Annotated in this window: 17 protein-coding genes; 9 read left to right on the top strand and 8 right to left on the bottom strand. The window is 64.7% G+C overall.

What is annotated here, in order from left to right; genetic code table 11:
* Positions 1 to 12 precede the first annotated feature (12 nt).
* Positions 13 to 822 (bottom strand): rhomboid family intramembrane serine protease, encoded by an 810-nt coding sequence (locus tag XH91_RS13650; RefSeq protein WP_128951076.1) that lies wholly within the window; start codon positions 820 to 822, stop codon positions 13 to 15.
* A gap of 466 nt (positions 823 to 1,288) precedes the next feature.
* On the opposite strand from XH91_RS13650, the gene XH91_RS13645 reads away from it, so the two are divergent.
* Entirely contained in the window at positions 1,289 to 1,843 is a 555-nt protein-coding gene (locus XH91_RS13645; RefSeq protein WP_128951075.1) for a PAS domain-containing protein, read from the top strand.
* Positions 1,844 to 2,002: 159 nt separating this feature from the next.
* On the opposite strand, the gene XH91_RS13640 is transcribed toward XH91_RS13645, so the two are convergent.
* Complete coding sequence (locus tag XH91_RS13640) at positions 2,003 to 2,392, bottom strand: COG4315 family predicted lipoprotein (RefSeq protein ID WP_128951074.1); 390 nt, start codon at positions 2,390 to 2,392, stop codon at positions 2,003 to 2,005.
* Between the two features lie 143 nt (positions 2,393 to 2,535).
* Between XH91_RS13640 and XH91_RS13635 the strand changes: the two genes are divergently transcribed.
* Positions 2,536 to 3,039, top strand: coding sequence for a GNAT family N-acetyltransferase (locus tag XH91_RS13635; RefSeq protein WP_128951073.1), 504 nt, complete (start codon positions 2,536 to 2,538; stop codon positions 3,037 to 3,039).
* Positions 3,040 to 3,051: 12 nt separating this feature from the next.
* On the opposite strand, the gene XH91_RS13630 is transcribed toward XH91_RS13635, so the two are convergent.
* Positions 3,052 to 5,088, bottom strand: coding sequence for a DEAD/DEAH box helicase (locus XH91_RS13630; RefSeq protein ID WP_128951072.1), 2,037 nt, complete (start codon positions 5,086 to 5,088; stop codon positions 3,052 to 3,054).
* A gap of 382 nt (positions 5,089 to 5,470) precedes the next feature.
* Here XH91_RS13630 and XH91_RS13625 point away from each other — a divergent pair, with 382 nt between their 5' ends.
* Entirely contained in the window at positions 5,471 to 5,824 is a 354-nt protein-coding gene (locus XH91_RS13625; protein ID WP_128951071.1) for a cupin domain-containing protein, read from the top strand.
* 11 nt (positions 5,825 to 5,835) lie between these two features.
* Here the strand turns inward: XH91_RS13625 and XH91_RS13620 are convergent, their stop codons facing one another.
* Positions 5,836 to 6,348 (bottom strand): hypothetical protein, encoded by a 513-nt coding sequence (locus tag XH91_RS13620; RefSeq protein ID WP_128951070.1) that lies wholly within the window; start codon positions 6,346 to 6,348, stop codon positions 5,836 to 5,838.
* 122 nt (positions 6,349 to 6,470) lie between these two features.
* Entirely contained in the window at positions 6,471 to 7,622 is a 1,152-nt protein-coding gene (locus XH91_RS13615; RefSeq protein ID WP_128951069.1) for a zinc-binding dehydrogenase, read from the bottom strand.
* A 184-nt stretch (positions 7,623 to 7,806) separates the two neighbouring features.
* Between XH91_RS13615 and XH91_RS13610 the strand changes: the two genes are divergently transcribed.
* From XH91_RS13610 to XH91_RS13600, 3 genes are all read left to right on the top strand, one after another.
* Positions 7,807 to 8,997, top strand: coding sequence for an MFS transporter (locus tag XH91_RS13610; protein WP_164938330.1), 1,191 nt, complete (start codon positions 7,807 to 7,809; stop codon positions 8,995 to 8,997).
* Between the two features lie 195 nt (positions 8,998 to 9,192).
* Positions 9,193 to 9,804, top strand: a complete 612-nt coding sequence (locus XH91_RS13605) for a PilZ domain-containing protein (RefSeq protein ID WP_094895511.1) — start codon at positions 9,193 to 9,195, stop codon at positions 9,802 to 9,804.
* 330 nt (positions 9,805 to 10,134) lie between these two features.
* Entirely contained in the window at positions 10,135 to 10,761 is a 627-nt protein-coding gene (locus XH91_RS13600; protein ID WP_164934200.1) for a transglutaminase-like cysteine peptidase, read from the top strand.
* Between the two features lie 137 nt (positions 10,762 to 10,898).
* On the opposite strand, the gene XH91_RS13595 is transcribed toward XH91_RS13600, so the two are convergent.
* Positions 10,899 to 12,830, bottom strand: a complete 1,932-nt coding sequence (locus tag XH91_RS13595; RefSeq protein WP_164938287.1) for a tetratricopeptide repeat protein — start codon at positions 12,828 to 12,830, stop codon at positions 10,899 to 10,901.
* Between the two features lie 592 nt (positions 12,831 to 13,422).
* Between XH91_RS13595 and XH91_RS13590 the strand changes: the two genes are divergently transcribed.
* Positions 13,423 to 14,169, top strand: a complete 747-nt coding sequence (locus XH91_RS13590) for a hypothetical protein (RefSeq protein ID WP_128951066.1) — start codon at positions 13,423 to 13,425, stop codon at positions 14,167 to 14,169.
* Between the two features lie 2 nt (positions 14,170 to 14,171).
* Positions 14,172 to 14,585 carry a hypothetical protein gene (locus XH91_RS13585; protein WP_128951065.1) on the top strand — a complete coding sequence of 138 codons (414 nt, stop codon included), beginning with the start codon at positions 14,172 to 14,174 and terminating at the stop codon, positions 14,583 to 14,585.
* Between the two features lie 69 nt (positions 14,586 to 14,654).
* Here the strand turns inward: XH91_RS13585 and XH91_RS13580 are convergent, their stop codons facing one another.
* Positions 14,655 to 15,995, bottom strand: coding sequence for a metal-dependent hydrolase family protein (locus tag XH91_RS13580; RefSeq protein ID WP_128951064.1), 1,341 nt, complete (start codon positions 15,993 to 15,995; stop codon positions 14,655 to 14,657).
* Positions 15,996 to 16,359: 364 nt separating this feature from the next.
* On the bottom strand, positions 16,360 to 17,067 hold the full coding sequence (locus tag XH91_RS13575; RefSeq protein WP_128951063.1) for a GntR family transcriptional regulator: 708 nt from the start codon (positions 17,065 to 17,067) through the stop codon (positions 16,360 to 16,362).
* Positions 17,068 to 17,332: 265 nt separating this feature from the next.
* Here XH91_RS13575 and XH91_RS13570 point away from each other — a divergent pair, with 265 nt between their 5' ends.
* A complete protein-coding gene (locus XH91_RS13570; protein ID WP_128951062.1) occupies positions 17,333 to 18,319 on the top strand; it encodes an ABC transporter ATP-binding protein in 987 nt (328 codons plus the stop codon).
* Positions 18,320 to 18,344: the final 25 nt, after the last annotated feature.

Here is an 18,344-nt window from a genome sequence, read left to right as displayed (position 1 = left end):
GCAAGCGCCGCTTCAAATACCGTTTGAAATGTCCTGTGATGACGCATCCGCAGCATCCTCGCTTCGCACGCGCGGCACGGGATCGAACAGCGCGAACAGCAACAGGCCTGCAAAGAAGCCGCCGATATGCGCTTCCCAGGCGACGCCCGCGCTGTCGCCGTCGACGCCGATCGCGCCGACGCCGAAGATGATGTTCATCGCGAACCACACGAAGAGGAATCCGACGATCCGTCGATCGCGCAGCGCCTGAAACAGCGGCAGCGCCGGAACTTTTGCGGCGGTATCGGCGTCCGAACGGCTGAACGACAGGAAGCTGCCGTGCACGAACGCGAACCGGATCGCCGCCGCCATCGCGCCCGATACCGAGGCCGAGGCGCCGATCATCGGCACCACCGCGTGCTCGTGGGTGACGAGATGGGCCAGCGCGCCGGCAGCGGCCGTCACCGCCAGGAACACAAAGAAGCGCAGCGCGCCGAAGCGCCGCGCCAGCGCGCTGCCGAACGGCAGCAGCCACAGCACGTTGAAGGCGAGATGGGTGAGATTGGCGTGCAGCAGCGAATAGGTGACGAAGGTCCAGACCTTGGCGCCCGCGCCGCCCTCGAACTGCAGATTGACCAGTGAGGAATCGTAGCGCTTCGGGATGAAGCCGAACACGTCGATGGTCCAGTTCTCCAGCTCCGGCGGCAGCAGCACCCGCAGATGGATCAGCGCCAGCAGGAGGACATAGGCCGTCAGCGGCAGCGGCAAGGTCAGGATCGGCTCGCGCGGGGGCTCTTCGGCGACGACCGGATGGTCCGACGGGGGTTGTGACGGGGAATCCAAGGCGGTTTCGCTTTCAGGCGCGATCGAGGCAACGAGCTTCTTGAAGAGACTTGGAGATAGTCGCCTTTACCGGCCTTGCGCAAGTGCACAAAAGGAAAAGGCAGGGCCCTGGGAAAGCCCTGCCTGTCCGTGTCGGCCTTTCCGACGCGACGGGAAAATAAGGTGTATCCCCACCCCTCCCCGCGGCCAGTGACCAAACTGTTTGACGCCCGTGTACAGGCCCCGCCGAGAACCTGGAGAAAGCGGCGAGGCTTGCGACTGGCATGACCATAGCAGGCGCGCCGGACACGCAAAGCGCATAGTTAATTTAACGTTAACGCCGCAAAGGCAGCGCTGCTTCTGCCAAAAACGCCTCCGCGGCATGGACGCTGCAATTCCCCTCCTGCACAACATCAAAGGGATCTCAGGTGCGCTGAAGCGGGACAGCTTTGTCCCATGAGGCTGCGCCGAGGGGTAAGCGTCGATCATGAAACATCCATCGAGCCGCGCATTCTTCGCGTATTGGGACGAGAAGCGCGGCAGCGCGCGGGCCCCTGACCGGGCCGATATCGACCCGGCCGCGGTGCGCGAGCTGCTGGGCGACATTTTCGTCCTGTCCTGCGAGCCGAAAGCAGGCTTCCCGTTCCGCGTCGCCGGCACCCGCGTTTGCGCGCTCGCAGGCCTCGATCTCAAGGATCAGGACTTTGCCGCGCTGTTCACCGAGGCGAGCCGCCGCGAGATCGAGGAGATCACGACCATCGTCGCCGACGAGACCTTAGGTGCGATCGCCGGCCTCACCGCGCAGCGCGAGGACGGCAGCAAGGCGCATCTCGAGCTGCTGTTGCTGCCCTTCAACGCCCGCCCTCACACGCCGGTCAGCGTGACCGGCGTGCTCGCGCCGTTCGCCGACGAATGCGGCGCGCTCGGCCCGTTCACCGTCACCTCCTGGCGCTACTTGCACCAGCCCGAGAAACTGCTGCCGCGCGCGATCCGCAAACTGCAGATCGCACGTGGATTGATGGTGTATGAGGGGCTGCGGTAACTCTCTCCGTGTCCCGGACAAGCGACAACGCAACAGCGTTGCTGCGCAGAGCCGGGATCCAGAAGGCCTCGTATCCGCTGCGAGTGGGCCCCGGCTCTGCAGCGCACCGCTGAAGGAGCGCTGCGCTGCGTCCGGGGCACGAGACCGTTTGTCTCAGACTTACGGCATCGCCAGATGCCATGCGCCATTCAGGAATCCGTCGCCGGTGATATCGCCGGGCTTGGTGTCCTTGGCGAAGGTGTAGAGCGGCTTGCCCTTGTGCGCCCACTGCTTGGAGCCGTCGTCACGCGTGACGATGGTGTAGCCGTCGCCGGGCGTGTCGCTGGCCTCGGCTTTCAGCGCCGGCCAATTTGTCGCACACGGACCATTGCAGGCCGACTTGCCGTCCGTGTCCTTGTCGAACGTGTACAGCGACATGCCCTTGGCGTCGGTGAGCACGTTGCCCTTGTCGGTCTTGCCGGTCTTGGTCGGCGGTGCGGCGAAGGCCGCGGAGGCGAACGCGAGCGTTGCTGCGAGCGTCAGTGCGAGGCGGATCGAGGATGTCGTCATGATGTCTCCTGTCATGCAGATGGTTTGCACGAGGTAGGACGCCGCGGCCCGCGCACTATTCCTCGCAAGCGGGCCAAGATATTTTTGGCTGCGCGCAGTGCCGCCGTGGAATAAATTGCGGTTGACGATACGGAACAGCGATGATGAGCAAGCCACGATGGCGCCGAGCGCACGCCGCCGACCTCGCAGCGATCGGCGCGGTCGCGGCGCGGATTCATCCAGACCTGCCCGAGCGCCCCGAAGTGCTGGTGGAGAAAATGCGGCTGTTTCCGGAGGGCTGTCGCGTGCTCGTCGCAGGCCATGAGATCGCAGGCTACGGGCTCGCGCATCCCTGGATGCAGCACCGCGTCCCGCCGCTCGACGACTTTCTCGAACGATTGCCCGACGCGGCCGACTGCCTCTACATACACGACGTCGCCGTGCTGCCCGACGCGCGCGGCGGCGTCGCGCGCGCATATGTTGCGGAGATCGAACAGCTCGCGCTCACATCAGGCATTGCGACGCTCGCGCTGGTCTCGGTCTACGGCACGCGCGCGCTGTGGGAACGTCTCGGCTTCCACCCCGTCGCGCCGGATGCGGCGTTGCGCGACAGGCTGTCGTCCTATGGCGCGAGTGCGACCTACATGCTGCGCGAGCTTGCCGAATGAGGCCGCGGCCGCTCAGCCGCGGCGCTTCTTCTTGTTCTTCTTGCCCGACGCGCCCGGCCATTCGGTGACCGATGGCGCATGTTTGGCGTCACCGGATTTGTTTCCGAATTTCTTGTTCTTCTTCCCAAAGGCCGGCTTGGCGAATTTGTCGCCGTCGTGAGACTTGGCATGAGGCTTGGCGTAAGGCTTGTCATGAGGCTTGAAGTCGCTCTTGGCGTGCGGCTTGCCCGGGTGCTTCGCGTCAGGCTTGCCCCGCGGCCGGTCGTGCCGCTTCGGCGCGTTCTCGTTCCAGGGATCGTCGCTGCGGCGGACGACATGACTGTCGTCGCCGTCGTCGCGCTGGGGGGCGCGGATGCGCTTCTCCGCCGGCGCCTGCGCTTGCGGCTCACCCGTCAACAGCTCGATGCGGATGCTGTCTTCCTTGTCCGGACGCTTGACCTTGGCGGCAAAGGATTCCGCGACGCGTGTGGAGATCTCGAACTCGGTGGTGGTGTCGCTGATCTTGATCGCGCCGATGTCGCGCTTGTCGATGCCGCCGCGGCGGCAGATCATCGGCAGCAGCCAGCGCGCTTCGGCATTCTTGCGGCGTCCGATGGCGGCCCGGAACCAGACCGTCGGCTCCGCCATCACGTGCTTCGATGACCCCTTCCCCGATTTGGCACGAGGCCGCTCGGAACGATCGTCACCACGCGGCGCCCGATCATCGCGATGACGATCGTCGCGCGGCCGGCTGCTTCGCTCACCGGGATCGATGATGTCTTCAGGCGACGGCAGCCGCGCGCGATAGAGCCGGGCCAGTGCCGCCGCGATGTCCTCCGCCGACCGCTCGGCCAGCAAGGCCTTCGCGAGCTCGAGATCGTCCGCGGACGTGTCCTCGGTGAACAACACGTCCTTCATGCGTTCGTGATCGAGCTTGCGAATCTCATCCGCCTGCGGCGCTGTGCCCCAGTTCGCCTCGATGCCGGACAAATTCAACAATACCTCGGCACGCCGCCGTCGCATCGGCGGCACCAGCAGGACGCTGACGCCCTTGCGGCCGGCGCGGCCGGTGCGGCCCGAGCGATGCTGCATCACTTCAGGATCGTTCGGCAGATCGGCGTGAATGACGAGATCGAGGCTCGGCAGATCAATGCCGCGAGCAGCGACGTCGGTCGCCACGCAAATGCGGGCGCGCCCGTCCCGGAGCGACTGAAGAGCCATCGTGCGCTCGTTCTGCGTCAACTCGCCTGACAGAGCGACCACGGAGAAGCCGCGCTCCAGCAGCGCCGCCTGCAAATGCCGGACGGCGTCGCGCGTGTTGCAGAACACCAGCGCGCTCGGCGCCTCGTAGAATCTCAGGATATTGACGGCCGCATGCTCGACATCGCCGGGAGCAACCCGGATGGCGCGATACTCGATGTCGGCGTGACCGCCCTCGTCGCCTGCCACCTCGATGCGAAACGCATCCTGCTGGTACTGTTTTGCCAGTGCCACGATGCCGCGCGGAAAGGTCGCCGAGAACAGCAGGGTGCGGCGCGTCTCCGGCGTAGTCTCGAGGATGAATTCCATGTCCTCGCGAAAGCCGAGATTGAGCATCTCGTCGGCCTCGTCGAGCACGACGACCTTCAGTTCCGAGGTGTCGAGGCGATTGCGCCTGAGATGATCGCACAGGCGGCCGGGCGTGCCGACGACGATATGGGCCCCCGCGGTGAGCTCGCGCTGCTCGCGGCGCGGGTCCATGCCACCGACGCAGGAGACGACGCGCGCCCCGGCGTGCTCATACAGCCAGGTGAGCTCGCGCTGGACCTGCAAGGCGAGCTCGCGGGTCGGCGCGACGATCAGCGCCAGAGGTGCTGCGGCACGCGCGAACCGCTCGGTATCACCCAGAAGGTCCCTGGCCATGGCCAGCCCGTACGCAACGGTCTTGCCCGAGCCGGTCTGAGCCGACACCAGGAGGTCGCGATCGACAGCCTCCTCGCCGAGCACGGCGAGCTGAACCGGTGTCGGAGAATCGTAATTGCGCTCAGCCAGGGCACGGGCGAGCGGCGGGGTCAGGGCCGGAAAGGACACGGAATGGAAAACCTTGGTTGGTCCGGGGGCGCGGAACGGAAAGAGCCGAGGGGCCTTGACGCTGCAATCGCTGCAGAAGGCACGCTCACACCCATGATGATTTTGATTTGGACGCTCTTTACGCCAGAAGCCGCCAAATCACCATGGCTTTGATGCATGGCATTGGCGACAGGGTGAACGGGTTTGGGAGGCTCGGTCCTGCCCTGAGCGAGATTTTAGGCCGGAATGGCGGACTTTTGCGGTCAAAGATGGTGGGCTCGACCAAGGTGGATGAACTCAATACCGCCTCAAGTCCCGTCGGACAATGACGAATGGACGCCTTGCCGCGCCGGACATTTCACCCCAAATCCTGCCTCACGAGAGAGCAAAACACAGGTGAATCATGGCCGACAGCATAGCGCTTGCCGACAAGCTCGCGACCTTCAATGATTACTGGTCGCCGCGCACAGTCACGACCTTCAACGATTGCGACGTGATGGTGGTGAAGGTGAAGGGCGAATTCACCTGGCACAAGCACGACGACACCGACGATTTCTTTCTCGTCCTCAAGGGCACGCTCGACATCGAGTTGCGGGACCGCACCGTGACGCTCGGGCCGGGCCAGCTCTACGTCGTGCCCAAAGGCGTCGAGCACCGTCCGGTGGCCCGTGAGGAGGTTCATCTGCTGCTGATCGAGCCGACCGGCACGCCGAACTCAGGCGACAAGGCCACGGCCGCACCACGCAAGTTCGCATAGCAAACCCGGCTCTAATCCCTTGATGTCACCGGCCTGTCGAAGCTGCCGGCGAGCCTTGCCCTCGTGCGCGCGACAAAGTCCTTCGCTGTGCGACTTAAGGCGCGGATGGCGCGCCAGGCTTCGGTGGCCTCCAGCCATGCCCTCATCTCGGTGAATTTCCCGTAGGCCCACGCGAAGGCCGGGATCCGCATCAGCTTGTCGCGCGTCAGGTGAAACAGGCGCTCGACCAGCACGAGCTTGAGCAGCTCGCAGCCGACGAACGCCGCCATACCGCTGAGAAACTGACCGGTTGCAACGAGGTACGCCGCCACCGGCTTGATCGGCTCCAGAACGAGCACGGGCACGGAGAACAGCGCCAGCGAGGGATAAGGGGGCAGCGATCTGATCCAGGCGCGCAGCCGCTTGAACTCGAAGTACCGGGCAAGCCAGGCCGAGATCGGCCGCGCCACGGCCATGAACACCGCATCCACCAGGAAGTAGACGGCCGCCAGGACGTAGGTGACGGGTTTCAGGATTCGCTTCACGGTACCTCTCCCGTGAACTGAAAGCCGGAACTGGGGCCTAAGTTTCACCCCGGAGTGAATAACTCGGGGATTTCAGACGGAACTTTTGGGGCGCCGCTCGGCCTCAGGCTCTTATAAGGCTCTCACTCCACCAGATCCGGCCACGGCACGATGGTCGATTTCACCGTCTTCATCGCCATCGCATCCTTCACGGCCCGCGAGACGCCCTCCTCCGTGAACGGGTAGATCGTCTGCATCTTCAGCCAGGGATATTTTCCGGCCGTGCGGTAGAGCATGTCGACGCCCAGCGGGAGATCGTTGCCGGTAAAACCCCAGGAGCCGAGCACGTTGAGGTCCTTGGTGCAGATGCGGTGCCAGGAGGTCTCGATCGAGCCGGCATCGGTGAACTGGCCCATCTCGACATAGGTGCCGCCGTCGCGCAGCATCTCGATGCCCTCGGGGCCCGCGGAGGGGTGGCCCGAGCAATCCATCACGAGATCAGCGCCAAAGCCGCCGACGATCTCGCGGACACGCGCGATACGCTGTTGCGGCGATGTGATCTCCTCGATGTCCACAGTGGCTTCCGCGCCGAACTCGCGCGCGAGTTTTAAGCGCGGCTCCTCGGGCGCGCCGACGCAGATGACGCGCCCTGCTCCCATCTCTTTTGCCGCCGCGACCGCCAAAATGCCGATTGGGCCCGAACCCTGGATCACCACCGTATCGCCCCAGGTAAAGCCGCCGGCGCGGCTTGCGCGCTTGAAGGCGCGGATGCACGACGTCAGCGGCTCCGACAGAGCGCCAAGGCGCAGCGACATGTCGTCGGGCAGCTTGTAGATCTTGGTGCCCGGCAGCATGTCGAGATCGACATAGACATATTCGGCCCAGCCGCCCCACATGTGCGGCGCCTTGTCGAAGCCGAGATAGCGACCGTAATACACCGGCGTCAGGCATTTGTTGGCGGTCTGCGGATAGTGAATGCAGTAGTAGCAGCGACCGCAAGGCATCAGCGGCGGGATCATGACTTTCGATCCGACCTCGAGCGGCTTGCTCATGAAATCTTCCGTGAATTCATCGCCGCATTCGACGATGACGCCGCCGAGCTCGTGGCCGAGCGTGAACGGCCAGGGCAGCGGCTTCGGCCAATGTCCTTTCAAGATGTGCAGATCGGTGCCGCAGACGCCGCACGCACCGATCTTGATCAGCGCACCCTTGCGGCCGACCTTCGGCCACGGCACGGTCTTGATCACGGGTTCGCTGCCCGGTCCGGCATGGGTGCATACGCGGATTGAATCCATGGCTGTTTCCTCGTGGCCCGTCTTGTGTTGAATGATGGCGCGGGCTCCGGCAGAGCGTATGTGAGGTTCGGCGAGATGCCAACCGCGGCAACGATCATAGGTGCCTCGGGCGCAGTCCTGCCAAGGTGATCGTTTGAACCAAATTCCGCAAAATCCCGTGGCCGCGTCCGGCTCGTTCGCGGCGATGAAGTCCGTGCCGTACCGGCTGCAGTTCATCGCCTATGTGCTGGCGATGATGGCTGACAATATCGAGCACGTGATCAGCTATTGGGTGGTGTTCCAGAAATTCCACTCGCCGACGCTGGGCGGCTTTGCCGTGCTGTCGCACTGGCTGCCGTTCCTGCTGTTCTCGGTCGTGGTCGGCGGGCTCGCCGACCGGCTCGATCCGCGCCGCATCATCCAGTGCGGCATGCTGCTATTCATCGTCGCCTCGACGGGATGGGGGTTCTTCTTCATCACCGACACGATCCAGATGTGGCACGCGATGCTGCTGCTGGTGATTCATGGCTGTGCCGGCGTGCTGTGGCAGACGCCGAACCAGCTGCTGCTCTACGATCTCGTCGGTCCTGCGGATCTTCCGAGCGCGGTGCGGCTGAATGCAATGGCGCGCTATCTCGGCATCCTGGTGGGGCCTGCGGTGGGCGGCGTGACCATGCTGACGCTCGGCCCATCGCGCGGCATCATCTTCAACACGCTGTTCTATCTGCCGATGCTGCTGTGGCTGTTCCGGGCCCCGCTGCGCGACAAGAGCGTTGCCGTGCGGCGCTACGCCGTGCGCGGCTTTGCCGACATCCTGCTGACGATGCGCGCCATCGGCACCCAGCCGGTGCTGACGGCGATGACATGGCTTGCCGGCCTCACCTCCTTCATGATCGGCAACGCCTATCACGCGCAGATGCCGGGCTTTGCCGGCGATCTCGGCCATGGCGATCCCGGCGTGTCCTACAGCGTGCTGCTCGCCGCAGATGCCGCCGGCGCACTGCTGGCCGGCATCGCGCTGGAATCCTGGGGGCGGTTGAAGGGCACGGCGCGCACGGCGATCACGCTCGCGATGCTCTGGAGTGTCGCGCTGCTCGGCTTTGCATCGGTGCGGATCTACCCCGTCGCGATCGTGCTGCTGTTCTGCGCGGGCTTCTTCGAGCTGTCGTTCAACACCATGGCCCAGGCGCTGGTGCAGCTGAATGCGCCGGCCGACATCCGCGGCCGCGTCGTCGGTCTCTATAATATGGCGGGACTTGGCATGAGGGCATTCAGCGGCATCACCGTCGGCGTCTTTGGTGCCGTGATCGGGATTCACTGGTCGCTGGGGCTCTCGGCCGCCGTGCTGCTGGCACTGCTGTGCCTGCTTTACGGGCGCGCGACCAGGAAAGCCTAGCGGCGCCCCGGTCGCAAGCCGGGACGGCTGCGGTCCCCCGATTGGGGAAGACCGGGATATTGCCCGCCGCCGATGTGGCTTTTTGAACGCATCGTGCCCGTCCGTCACCACCGCGCCAAATCATAACGCGGCATTAACCCTGTGCGCCTTAGGGTCGTGTCGGACTCCGCCCGGGCGGGGGGTCGGGTAGTGAAGATGGCGTTGGCGAACAAAAAATTTCTTCCGGCCGCCGAGGAGCGTCGGCGTTTCCAGCGGGTGAAGGTACACCTGCTCGGCCGTTACATGCTGCCGGATCGCCGTGAATTCCCCTGCCAGGTGATCAACATGTCGCCGGGGGGCCTCGCGCTGCTCGCCCCCGGCATCGGCAATGTCGGCGACCGCGTGGTCGCCTATCTCGACCATATCGGCCGGGTCGAGGGCAAGATCACGAGGATCATCGACAACGGCTTCGCCATGACGGTGGGCGCCACCCCGCGCAAGCGCGACAAGCTGGCAGCCCAGCTGACCTGGCTCGCCAACCGCGACATCCTCAACCTGCCGGAAGACCGCCGCCACGACCGTATCGTGCCGCGCAACCCGATCGCGGTGCTGACGCTCGAGGACGGCACCAAGATGACCTGCCGGATCATCGACCTGTCGCTGTCGGGCGCGGCCATTGCCGCCGAGAACCGCCCGCCGCTGAAATCGACCGTTCTGCTCGGCCGCGTCCAGGGCCGGGTGGTCCGAAACCTCGAAGACGGCTTCGCGCTCGAGTTCGTGCACGCGCAGCCGATCGAGACTCTCGAAGAGAGCGTTACCGCGCGGTAAAGCGCGACGGCGCCAAAACCACTGTTTTTCCAGCCCTGGAGGCGGCCTCTGCGATGCAGACGCCGCCTTTTTCGCATCTCGCCGCGGCTGCGGGCGGGTTAACGCGTGGCCTGTTCACCCACCCAACCAACGGTTCCGCCAGCGTTTCCGCGTTAATCGCTACAATTTGAATCAATTGCAGTATTCTCAAATTTTATTCGATATCTATTCAAGTATAGATCGAATTTGTCTCCAGTTTTACTTGCATTCGTCTCGACTTGACTTGGCCGACTTAGCGGCAACTCAAAAGCTCCGTGCGAAATGTGGTCCCAACAAGAAACGGGGGCCGCAATGTTGGATTTCAGGGGACAAGGGAAAGCACTGGCGCTCGCCGCCATGCTGTTCGGAATGAGCGCGTCAGTGCAGGCCGGCGAGGGCCGTCTGCTCTACGCAAGCCTCGGCGACACCACGCGCGCGCCGATCGGCTGGGTCGAGTTTTGTGCAGAGAACGCCGCTCAGTGTCAGGGCGGACCGACGCAGCCGCGCGACATCGTGATGTCGCAGGCCGCGTGGCGCGACCTGACCAAGGTCAATCGCTGGGTCAACGAGACGATCAAGCCTTTGACCGACCAGGAGCACTGGGGCGTCGTCGAGAAATGGTCGTTGCCGACGGACGGCTACGGCGACTGTGAAGACTACGTGCTGTTGAAGCGCAAGATGCTGATGGATGCCGGTTGGCCGCGCGAGGCGCTGCTCATCACGGTCGTGCGCGACAAGAAGGGCGAAGGACACGCGGTGCTGACGGTGAAAACCGACAAGGGCGAGTTCGTTCTCGACAATCAGAACGAGAGCGTCGTTGCCTGGACGGAGACCGGCTACCGCTTCGTCAAGCGCCAGTCGCAGAGCGATCCCAACGTCTGGGTCTCGCTCGGCGATACCAAGCCGGCGGTCTCGACCGCCAGCGCAAAAGATCAGTAGTTCGACCAGCAGAGACAACAAACGAGTTACGCGACCCGGTCACATCCCCACCCCTCCCCGTCCCAGACCGGTTCGCGCGCGGCCAGGCTTCCCCCAAAGCCTGGCCGCAACTTTTTTGAGGCTTGTTGTTGCAAGCTCTAGCGATCTGCCGGAGCGGCGAGAGCGAGTTGCAGGCCCGCGCGCAAGGCCGAACCGGGATGGCGGCCGAATTGCGTGGCGAGGCCATTGTTGTCCAGCGTCGGCGCGAACATCCTGAGCCGCTCCGCCATCCGGTGAGCCTCCTCCACGTCCCCTTCCAGCGCATAGGCCGCGGTCAGTCCGGCCCAGCCTCGCGGATAGCGCGGGTTGAGCGCGACCGAACGTTTGAACAGCGCGATGGCCTCGGGATATCTCTTCAGTTCAAGCTCGCCATTGCCGGCAAACTCCAGCCAGATCGGCATGATCGGATCGCGCGGGCTAAGCCGGATCGCGTAACGCACATGCGCAAGCCCTTCGGCGGGGCGGCCCGTACGGATCAGCCCGTTGCCGATCTGCGCATGCGCGCTGGCATCGCTGGGGTCGATCCTGATCGCGCGCTCGAGATGCTCCATCGCCTCCGGCAGGGTCGGCAAGCTGTTGAGCGCGAGCGCGAGGTAGAAATGCGCGTTGCTCGAGTCCGGATCGCGTTGCAGCACCTGGCGCAGGATCTCGATCGCCGCCTTGCGATGCGCCATCGGTTCGGTATCCAGCACCTGCGCGCCCATCCGGGCGTGATAGGCGCCGATGCCCGTGAGCGCGCGCAGATTCTGCGGCTCCTTCTCCAGCGCGCCCTGAAACAGCGCCAGCGCCTGTTGATAGCCTTCAAGACGCACTTCCGACAGCGCGGCCCAGCCGCGATAGGCGAGCGCGGCCGCATCCGAGCTCTGCGACAGACGCGAGCTCTCGATCGGCAGCATCTCAAATTGGAGCTCGCGGGCCAGCCGCGCGACGATCTCGTCGCGCAAGCCCTGGCGGTCGGCGCCGTCACGTTCGATCCGGCTGCTCCAGATCGACAGCCGGCTCGCCGGATCGACCAGCTCGACATTGACGCGCAGCCCCTCTTCCCGCCGCCGGACGCTGCCTTCAAGCACGTAGCGCACCTTCAATTCGCTGCCGAGCCGGCCCACATCGATCGGCCGACCAGCAAAGCTGCGTGCTGTTTGCTCCGAGATCACGCGGAACGACGGCAGGCGGGACAGTGTGTTGGTGAGATCGTCGGTCAGCATGTCGGCGGTGAGCTGGAGATGGTCGTCCGCGGCGCCCAGCGTCGTGAAGGGCAGCACCACGATCGGCACGAGACCGTTCGGAAGCGTCGCATCGCCGCTTGAGGACGGCGAACGCCAGGAATCGGCGGCCTCCGGGGACGCGCCGACGGCAAGTTCGGCGACGTCGGCATGCTGCCGCGCGCGCAGCTCGAACAGCGCGCCCAGAGTGAGCAGCAGCACCAGCCCCGATCCTGCCGCCACCCTCCCCACCATTTGGCGCCACGCGCTCTCTTTGCGTCTCGGCGCAACCACCGCCGTCGGCAAGGGCGGCGCATCCGGGACGGGAGGAACTGGCGCTGCTGCGGCGACCACGCGACCGGCTTCGGCAGCGCTCGCGCGCAAGCCGTCGAGCATCGTGCGCGTCGCCTTCTCGGGGCCGACGCCGAGCTCGCGCTGCAGCATATCGGCGAATCCGGCAGCGCGGGTCAGCGCCTCGTGCCGGCCGTGATGGCGCGCATAAAGCGCGATCGCGAGCCGTTGGAAGTCTTCGCGCAGCGGATCGAGCGCGACGAGCTGTTCGACGGCCGCGATCGCATCGTTGGGATCTTCGACGAGATCAGGTCGGTCGACGAATGTCGCGCAAAGATGGGCCGCTGCAAGCTGGAGCCGCGTTCGCTGACCGGCCACCCACTCCTCGATCCCTTCCTCATCAATGTGATGACCGGCAAGGAAGTCGCCGGTGAACAGGCGTGCGGCAAGTGCAAGCTCCACGGCCGTGGTCGATCGCGACAGCTGCTCGAACTCGCGTGCGTCGATCGACCACAGTTCGCCGTCGAGCCGCACCACCCCGCGTCGGCGACCACGAGCGACGGGCCAAGATGCTTGCGCAACAGCGCAAGCGCCTGCCGCAGGCTTTGCCGCGCCTGCTGGTCCGAACAGTCCCCCCACAACAGCGTCGCGAGCTCTTCGCGCCGCGCCGCGTAGTCGCGGCTCATGGCGAGATAGGCAAGCAGCACGCCGGACTTGCGCGTTGGCAGCGAAATCGAAATGAACGGGTCGTCAAGCGAGCTCACGACCAGGCGGCCAAGCAGCCGCAATCGCATTGTGCTGCGCGATGTCAGTTGCAGACCCACACCGGCTCCTCCCCCTCAGCGACGGTTGATCCGCTCTTTTCAGGCGATCCTACGGGCGCCACAGGCGAGAGCAAGTGGGATAAGTCACACCATCCGGCCAGGTTTCACGTTTTTTTTGCGCTCCCGTGACGGCCGCCGCCGCACTGTCCCGACTCTCGATGCGCGGCAGCGCGACCAGATCTGGACGCGCTGCAACATCGAAGCACGACCGCCAGAGGCACTGCGTCCGCCGGACGCCGTGATTGCAGATTTCATCGGGCGTTTTCCCTTTGAGTACTTAGAAAAATTCAATCGAGGAGGAATTCATGACGTTCAATTCGCGCTTCGGCTCAGCCAGCAGCCTTATTGTTCTTGGTTTGCTCGCCGGCGCCGGCCCAGCGGCAGCCGATTTCGACGGTCCACAGCTCAAGGGATCCTACGGCTTCACGGGATCCGCCGAATGCCTGGTCGCTCCCGGCCATGTCGGCGATCTCAGCGGACCCGGGCTTACGAACCCGACGCCCGGCGTCGCGCTGCCCAACGCCGGCTTCCAGCCCAATCTGCGTCCGAACGATGCTGTACCGGGCTCCTCGACGCAGGCCTTTGCAAACTCTTTCGCGGTGGAAGGCATCCGCAAGTTCAATGGTGACGGCACCGGCACCGTGAAGGGGACAGTCGTCGGCATCACCATTCGGCCCACGCCAGGCCCAGGCGGTTTCCCGCACTTCCCGCCCGCCGCCGGCTCCGCCGACTTCAGCTTCTCCTTCACTTACACCGTCAATGCGGACGGGACCTGGACCAGCACCATGGTGCCGGGAAGCTACACCGAGACACACCTGACCGGGCCGCGCACGGGCCAGACCTCGACCGTCGATGCGATTCCGCCGACGACGGGCATGATCTCGGCAGACGGCAAGACGCTGACGGCCGCGCATGTGACGACGGCCGTCGAAACGCACACCTACTCCAATGGCGATGTCGAGCCGGAAATCTGCCATCGCTCCCGGATCTACATCAAGCTCAGGGAACAAGATGATGACGACGATCACGGTCATGGCGACGACCATCACTGACCGTGGCTGATCGTCCTTCCACACGACGCGACCGCCAAGCGGCTCTGGCGGTCGCAATCGCCCTCGCCGCTGGCCTGACCATGCCGGCGAAAGCCGACATCCGCGTCGGGGGCGATCTGCGCACACTGCAATTGCGCGCGAGCGGCGAGCGCCTTGCCGACGTGCTGGGGCGGCTCGACGCGTTGTTTGCCGTCAAATATCGCTCGGCGGTACTGCTGAACGCCGAGGTCAGCGGCAGCTATTCCGGCACGCTGTCGCAGGTCGTGGCGCGGCTGCTCGACGGCTACAACTATGTGATCAAGATCGATCGCGACGTCACCGAGATCCTGGTGTTCGGCCGCGGTGGCGAGGTCGCCGTCGTGCCGAAGGCAAGGCCTGCGGCTGCGACAAAGACCGTGACAGCCCGCTGGCGCTGACGCAGTTCCGGCCGGGAGGCGCACGCGCCTCTCGGAATCACGGCTCCCCCACGCACAAGGCGCGATTGCTCAGCGTGCCAGGATATTCTTGTAGATCCTGCCGTTCTTCATGATCACCACGAAGTTCTTGGCGGGGTCGGCGACAAGGGTGATGTTGTCGAGCGGATTGCCGTCGACCAAGAGAAGGTCGGCGAGCGCGCCCTCCTCGACCACGCCGAGCTTGCCGGGATAGGGATTGCGCAGGCCCGACAGGCTCAGGAGCTCGGCATTGGTCGACGTCGCCATGGCCAGCGCTTCGGCCGGCGTGTACCAGCGTGTCAGGGCCGCCAGCATCGAGCCCTGCTTCTCGGCCAGCGCCTGCGAGAACAGGACATCGGTCCCGAACGCGGTCTTGAGGTGGTACTTTTTCGCCAGCGCGTAGACGCGGTCGGTGCCGGCGACCACCTGCCGCAGCTTGTCCTGCTCCGCCGGCCCGAGCCCCGCCCCCATGGACATGTCCAGGAACGGCTGGGTGCTGAGCCAGATTCCCTTCTCAGCCATCAGCTTCGCGCTCGCTTCGTCCATGAGATGGCCGTGTTCGATGCATTTCACGCCGGCTGCAATCGAGCGTTGGATCGCAACCGGCGTATAGGCGTGCGTGGCAACATAGGTGCCCCAATTCTCCGCGGCCTCGACGGCGGCACGCAGTTCGGGCTCGGTGAAGGTCGAGACGTCGAGTGGGCTGAACGGCGAGGCAACGCCACCGCCCGCAGTAAGCTTGACCTGGGAGGCGCCCTGCATCAGCTGCTCGCGCGCGCGTACGCGCACTTCGTCGGGACTGTCGGCAACCATGCTGCCGCCGATCCGCTCCATGCGGCTGAGCATTCCGCCGATGGTTCGCGGCAGGTCGGAGAGCTGGCGGAAGTCACCGTGGCCGCCGGTGATGGTGATGATGGCGCCGGACGGGTAGATGCGCGGCCCCGCGACGAGATCCTCGTCGATGGCCTGCTTGAGGCCGAAGGTCGGTCCGCCCATGTCGCGTATCGTGGTGAAGCCGCGCATCAGCGTTGCTGTCGCCTCGCTGGCAGCGAGCAGATTGTTGTAGCCGATATCGCCAGCAACCGCCGCCATCGGCGTCGGGCGCACCAGCATCGCGTGCCAATGCGCATCGATCAGTCCCGGCATCAGCACCCGGCCGCCGCCGTCGATGACCTGGCCAGTGGCCGCGATTTCCTCGGTCGAGATCTCCGCGATCTTGCCGTCCCTGACGAGGACATTGGAGGGCGCCGAAAGCGTGGCGTTCCTGCCGTCGAAGATCTTGACGTTACGGAACAGGACGGCGTTGTCCTGCTGAGCCGGCGCAGGCGATGCGCCAAAGAGAATCGCTGCCAGCAGTGCCGTGAGGCCGCCCCGCCTCCACAATCCCGACATGTTCAATCTCCCGCCCCAACTCCGCAAAGCGGATTTGCAATTGCCGAAGCAGCCCGAGATCTCGTTGTGCGAACCAGAGTTGACGCCTGCCGCCAGGCAGAGTCAATTTGCAACTATAGGGCGATTTTGTATTACAGCCATACGAGTCCGGCGGAGATGCGTCTCGTAAAATTCATATCGGGAGATTTCGGCACATGAGTAAGCGAGGCTGCCTTGCTTGCATCGAACTCTCATCAAAAGTCGGGCATTGCGGTCGACCCGATCAACGCAAGATTGCAAGGCCGTTGGCGCTGGTCTCCCGGTGCGGAAGATCGTCAGGCGCAACGAAGGATTCTCGTTGCATAGTCTGAGCGATGCGGCTCGCTCACGCGCCGAGCACGTCGGCAAGCCGCAACTCGTCCGCGGCGGGATCCTTGAGGAACAGCTCGGCCTCGATCTCGTTCAGGTGCGACAGCATCTGCGTGCGCGCAGCCTGCTTGTCGCGCTTGCGGATCGCGGTGACGATCTCGGCATGATGGTCGGTGCCGCAGGCGGGCGTGTCGTGCCGGCGATAGAGCAGGATGATCAGCGAAGAACGTGCGATCAGCTCCTTGAGGAAGCCGAGATAGATGCTGTGGCCGCTCATCTCGGCGATGAGCCGATGAAAGTCGCCGGAGAGCCGGACCAAGGCGCGCGCGTCACCGCGCAGCTCGGCTTCGCGCTCCTCAGTGAGGTGCTGCTGAAGGCGCTCGATCCATGCGGGCGAAACGGCGTCCACGGCGTGATCGACGATGGTGGGCTCGATCAGGCGGCGCGCCTCGAACACTTCGCGGGCGTCCGCGGGCGTCGGGCGCGCAACGAAAGCGCCACGGTTCTTCTCGATATTGACAATGCCCTCATGCGCGAGCTGTTGCAGCGCGGTGCGGACCAGCGTGCGGCTCGCGCCATAGATCTCGCCGATTTCATCCTCGCCGAGCTTGGTGCCCGGCAACAGGCGATGCTCGAGGATCGCCGCGGTCACGCCTTCCCTGATCCTGATAACGCGATCGCTCACGTCGGGCGCATCGGATTTCGGGCGGGGTTTGGCGGCCATCAGTTCGAAATGTTGGGTTTGAGGGCGCGATCGGCGTTCGCTTCGAATGGTAATCGACGAGCTGTATCCAATCACAGGCGAAACTTTATACAATCTTCGCCCATTTTGTGTGCATACCCTTGATAGCCCGGTGCGCTGCACAAACACCCTGGATTCGATCTAACGATCTGACTCCACTGCACAGTTTTCGAATTCGGGAATATTGGCGCTGTTGGCACGGACCTTGCGGAGAGAGGCGGAGCACCGCCCTCCTCTCGGACATGCCATGGCCACTCCTGCCGCTCTCGAACTGGTTGCCGTCACCAAGCGCTATGACGCGACGCTGGCGGTCGACAATGTCAATCTGAAGATCCCGGCCGGCACCTATTGCTGCCTGCTCGGTCCGTCCGGCTGCGGTAAAACCTCGACCCTGCGCATGATCGCCGGTCACGAGGCGGTCAGCGAGGGCGACATCATCCTCGGCCCGCAGAACGTCACGCACCTCGAGCCTGCCAAGCGCGGCACTGCCATGATGTTCCAGTCCTACGCGCTGTTTCCGCACCTCACCGTGCTCGACAATGTTGCGTTTGCCCTGAAAATGCGCGGCATCGACCGCGCCACCAGGCACAAGCGCGCCGGCGAGCTCCTGGAGCTGGTGGCGATGAGCCCCTATGCCAGCCGCCTGCCGGCCCAGCTCTCCGGCGGCCAGCAGCAGCGCGTGGCGCTCGCCCGCGCGCTGATCACCGAGCCGCAGATCCTGCTGCTCGACGAGCCGCTGTCCGCGCTCGACCCGTTCCTGCGGGTCAAGATGCGCGGCGAGCTCAAACGGCTGCAGCGCGAGCTCGGCATCAGCTTCATTCAGGTCACCCATGGCCAGGAAGAGGCGATGGCGCTCGCCGACCACATCGTGGTGATGAACCAGGGCAAGATCGAGCAGCAGGGCACGGCCCGCGACATCTTCCACCACCCCCGCACCGAATTCGTGGCGCGCTTCATCGGGGGCCACAACGTCATCAGCGACGCCGGCAGCCTCATCGCCGTGCGCGCCGATCAGCTCGGCATCGTGCCGTTCGTTGACGGCGCATTCGGCGCGCCGGCGCTGCTGACCCAGACCGAATACCAGGGCTCTTATGTTGCCGTCTCGCTCACGCTCGACGACGGCACCGCCCTGTTCTCCCATCTTCCCGAGTCCACCTTCGACGTCCATCCGTTCCGGACGGGCGATCGCGTGCTGGCCACCTGGGATCCCGCCAAGGCGCAACGTCTGCAATAGCGCCGTCATTTTAGAAAATGCGCAA

It is taken from the genome of Bradyrhizobium guangzhouense (genome assembly GCF_004114955.1).
In the GTDB taxonomy this organism is placed as follows: Bacteria; Pseudomonadota; Alphaproteobacteria; order Rhizobiales; family Xanthobacteraceae; genus Bradyrhizobium; species Bradyrhizobium guangzhouense.
Note: the sequence above shows the minus strand (reverse complement) of the source record. Positions and strands in the feature narration are given on the sequence as shown.